Source organism: Pinirhizobacter sp., from assembly GCF_035317885.1.
Taxonomy (GTDB): domain Bacteria; phylum Pseudomonadota; class Gammaproteobacteria; order Xanthomonadales; family Rhodanobacteraceae; genus Pinirhizobacter.
The window spans coordinates 1-3,777 of sequence record NZ_DATHFX010000526.1 but is presented as its reverse complement, the minus strand read 5'-3'; the positions used below and the strand labels follow the sequence as shown (position 1 = coordinate 3,777).

Annotated in this window: 3 protein-coding genes; all 3 read right to left on the bottom strand. The window is 68.0% G+C overall.

What is annotated here, in order from left to right:
• Nucleotides 1-2,232, bottom strand: a 2,232-nt coding sequence (locus VK519_RS17270; RefSeq protein ID WP_324351833.1) for a phosphomannomutase/phosphoglucomutase, incomplete at its 3' end; no start/stop codon positions are given.
• Nucleotides 2,233-2,265: 33 nt separating this feature from the next.
• Nucleotides 2,266-2,721 carry a dUTP diphosphatase gene (gene dut / locus VK519_RS17265; RefSeq protein ID WP_324351832.1) on the bottom strand — a complete coding sequence of 152 codons (456 nt, stop codon included), beginning with the start codon at nucleotides 2,719-2,721 and terminating at the stop codon, nucleotides 2,266-2,268.
• On the bottom strand, nucleotides 2,718-3,777 hold a 1,060-nt coding region (gene coaBC, locus VK519_RS17260; RefSeq protein ID WP_324351830.1), incomplete at its 5' end, for a bifunctional phosphopantothenoylcysteine decarboxylase/phosphopantothenate--cysteine ligase CoaBC. The genes coaBC and dut, both read right to left, overlap by 4 nt.

Sequence of the window (3,777 nt, the reverse complement as noted above, 5' to 3'; positions counted from 1 at the left end):
CACCAGCACCGGCGTGGTGTTGGATGCCCGCACCAGGCCCCAGCCGTCGCTCCAGTCGACGCGCACGCCATCGATGGTAGTCAGGCGCGCATCGGGCCCGAAGTCGGCCTTCTCGCGGAAGGCTTCGACGAATCGGTGGTGAGCGCCTTCGGCCATCGGCACCTTCAGCTCGGGCGTCGACACACCCTTGGGCAAGGTGTCGAACACTTGCGTGGCCGTGCGGCCCTCCACGTCGCTGGACAGGATCTCCAGCAGGCGTGCCGCAGCGTAGATGCCGTCGTCGAACCCGTACCAGCGTTCGGCGAAGAAGAAATGGCCGCTCATCTCGCCGGCAAGCTGCGCATCGGTCTCGCGCATCTTGGCCTTGATCAGCGAGTGGCCGGTACGCCACATCAGCGGCACGCCGGCGGCTTCCTGGATCACCTTGCGCAGGTGGCCGGTGCATTTGACGTCATAGATGATGGTGGCACCCGGGTGTCGCTGCAGCACATCCTGGGCGAACAACATCAGCACGCGGTCGGGATAGATGATCTCGCCCTCACGGGTGACCACGCCAAGGCGGTCGCCATCGCCATCGAAGGCCACGCCGAGATCGGCCTGGTATTTCTCGACGACGATCTTGAGGTCCTCCAGGTTCTTCGGATCCGATGGATCGGGATGGTGGCTGGGGAAGGTGCCGTCCACTTCGCAGTACAGCGGCACCACCTCGCAACCGATGCCCTCCAGTACGCGCGGGGCGAGGTTGCCGGCAATGCCGTTGCCGCAGTCCACCACCACCTTCAGGCGACGCTCGGCCTGCACGTCGGACGTGATGCGGTCGATGTAGTCGTCGGAGATGTCCATCTGGCGCAGGTTGCCGCCGCCGGCATCGGAGAACTGCTTCGCCACCATGCGGTCGTGCAACGCCACGATGGCCTCTTCGGCCAGGGTTTCACCGCCGACGACGATCTTGAAGCCGTTGTAGTCGGGCGGGTTATGGCTGCCGGTGACCGAAACACAGCAACCGGTATTGAAGCGGAAGGCGGCGTAGTAGATCACCGGCGTCGGCACGGCGCCGACGTCGATCACGTCCACGCCGGCCGCGCGCAGGCCTTCGCCCAGCGCACCGGCCAGTTCCGGGCCCGACAACCGGCCATCGCGGCCGATGACGATTTCATGCAACCCCTGCTCGCGCATGCTGCTGCCGATGGCGCGGCCGAGCAGGCGGGCGAAATCCGCCGACAAACCCTTGCCGACCACGCCGCGGATGTCGTACGCGCGGAAGACATCGCGATCGATGGCGACATCGGCCGATGTCGACGGTGCAGCAGCAGCAGCGGCGGCGGCAACGGCACGCCGCGGCGGCGTCGGGCCGTCTTCGGGCGGAAGGTCGCGCATCGCCTCGGCCAGGGTGGGCTCGGAAAGCTCCGCCTTGGTCGGAGCGCCGCCACGACGCGGCAGCCACAGCAAGGCCACGCCCCCGCCCAGGCACAACAAGGCCAGCGCCATGGCGAACGGCCACAGGTGAGGCAGCACGATGTAGGCGCGCGGCATGTTCGCGGCAATCCAGAACGCGCTGCCACGGATGCGCACGGGAGGACCGGCAGACGCAGAGCCGGTGGACCCGGAGGCCAGCAGCATCAGGTCGGGACCGTCCGGGCCCTGGCGAAGTTCGAGGCGCCCGGAACCCGGTGCAGCCGATTCGAAAGCCTGGTTGATGCCGTCGAAGGGCAATTCCAGCCATACCCAGCCACGCACGCGGTCAGCATCGCGCACGGCGGCCACCATGGTCACCATGCGATGGCCATCAGGGTTCGTCGTCTGCACCGGCGCGATATCACCCGCCGACAATGCTGCCATCAGCTGGGCGGCCTTGCCGTAGCCGAATTCCCGGTAGTTCGCGTGCAGGACATCGTCCTGGTTGCCGGCGAACACGCTCACATGGCTGGCGCCCGGCACGCGGGCCTGGATCGATGCCGCCGCCGCCGCATGGTCGTCGATGAGCGCGATGAGTTGCGGATCGCGCAACACCTGCATCACCTGTTCGCGCTGGGCGGCCACGGCGCGGGTCACCGCCTCGGCCGCCGATGCCTGGGCCGACAGCACGGTTTCGGCGGCGCTGCCTTCACTGGCTATCAGCCATCCCTGCCAGGCAGAAAAGCCGGCACCGAGGAACAGCAGTGTCGCCGCCGCCACCACCAACAGGCGCAGCACGCCACCACCACCTGTGTTGTTCCCCTTTGCCTTGGCCATCACCCCTCCCCTCCCGCAAACCCAATCCCGCTGTTAGCCGACGCCCGTGGATCCAAAACCGCCCTCGCCCCGCAGCGATGGCGCAAAAGAGTCCACGACACGCAAAGATGCGCGACCCACCGGTACCAGCAGAAGCTGGGCAATGCGGTCCCCGGGGTGGATGGTGTACGGAATCGCCGATCTATTCCAGCAGGAGATCATCAGCGGGCCCTGGTAGTCGGCATCGATCACACCTACCAAGTTGCCCGTGACCAAGCCGTGCTTGTGGCCCAGGCCCGAGCGCGGGACGATCAGAGCGCACCAGCCCGGGTCGCCGATGTGGATGGCAAAACCGCTGGGCACCAGGGCCGAAGCGCCCGGGGCCAGCTCCAGCGGACCGTCCACGGCGGCCCGGAGGTCCATGCCGGCGCTGCCATCGGTGGCGGGCGTGGGCAAGGGAATGTCATGACCCACGCGCGGGTCCAGCACCTTCAGTTCGATATCGATCAAGCGGCGGATCCCTTCTTCTTGTAGTGGTCGGCCACCAGGGCCATCAGGTCGCGGGCCAGCTCCGTCTTCGGCGCCCGCGGCAGCGCCCGGCTGCCGCCAGGCCAATAGACGTTCAGGGCATTGTCCGCGGCCTCGAAGCCACGGCCGCCGCCCACCTCGTTGGCCGCCACCATGTCCACGCCCTTGCGGGTGAGCTTGTCCTGCGCATATCCGGCAAGTTCTTGCGTCTCGGCGGCGAAGGCGACCAGGAAGGGCCGGCCGGGCCGTTTGGCGAGGTCGGCAATGATGTCGTCGTTCTCGGTGAGGTCCAGGACCAGCGGCTTGCCTTCGAGCTTCTTCAGCTTGTGCTCGGCCAGATGCGCCGGGCGGTAATCACCCACGGCGGCGGCACCGATATAGATGTCGGCACCCGATGCCGCGGCCAGCACCGCCTCGTGCATCTGGCGCGCGCTGCGCACGTCCACCCGATCCACGCCCCAGGGCGTACCCAACCCCACCGGCCCCGCCACCAGGGTGACCCGCGCACCGGCCTCGCGGGCTGCCGCGGCCACGGCAAAACCCATGCGGCCGGAACTGCGGTTGCCGATGAAGCGGACCGGGTCGATGTCTTCGTAGGTAGGTCCGGCGCTCACCACCACGTGCTTGCCGGTGAGGTCGCCTTCGCTGAAGGACGCCAGGATCGCATCGCGAAGTTCATGTGGCTCGAGCATGCGGCCGGAGCCGATGTCCCCGCAGGCCTGGTCGCCGGCATCCGGCCCCAGCATGCGCACGCCGCGCGAGGTGATGGTGTTCACGTTGGCCTGCACGGCGGCGTTGGCCCACATCTGCTGGTTCATGGCTGGCGCCACGTACACCGGCGCCGCGGTGGCAAGGCAGGTGGTGGTGAGCAGGTCGTTGGCGATGCCATGCGCCAGGCGGGCGATGAAATCGGCCGAGGCCGGCGCCACGATCACCCGCTGCGCCCAGCGGGCCAGCTCGATATGGCCCATGGCGGCCTCGCCCGATTCATCCCACAGGCTCACCCGCACCGGCTGGCCGGAGAGCGCCTGGAAGGTG